The sequence below is a fragment of the Enterobacter sp. FUJ80071 genome (assembly GCF_038739915.1).
Lineage (GTDB): Bacteria > Pseudomonadota > Gammaproteobacteria > Enterobacterales > Enterobacteriaceae > Enterobacter > Enterobacter kobei.
Window position 1 is genome coordinate 1 of the sequence record NZ_JBBXKH010000008.1, and the last position, 365, is coordinate 365.

The window sequence follows — 365 nt, forward strand, 5'->3', positions numbered from 1 at the left end:
AGGATAACGCTTACCGCTCATGGGCACCTCTCTTTAAGTCATCTTAAATGACTCTGAGGTGTCTGTTAAACCTGTGGCGATTCACCTCGCGTCCTTCCGTTCAGTATAGCCTCAGTCCCTGACACCACCCGAGAACGGAATGACGTCCCCTTTCTCCCTCCCGGTGTTGCGTTCAAGCTCCCTGACATACTGCTGTAAAAGTATAAGGTTATGTAACAGCTCTACATTTTCAGCCATCATCTTTTTGATTTCTTCCCTCAGCTCATTTCTCTGACGGCGATACTTTTCTTTCAGCTTGATCTGCTGCTCAATGCCCTGCTCATCAACCGGCGCGGTGCCCTGGCACGTTTTTTTCAGACTGCGGA

Annotated in this window: 1 protein-coding gene; it reads right to left on the reverse strand. The window is 49.3% G+C overall.

Going from position 1 to position 365, the window contains the following annotated elements; all coding sequences use genetic code 11:
* Window positions 1–111: 111 nt before the first annotated feature.
* The coding region (locus AAER43_RS25880; RefSeq protein ID WP_057058328.1) for a hypothetical protein at window positions 112–365 on the reverse strand (254 nt) is incomplete at its 5' end.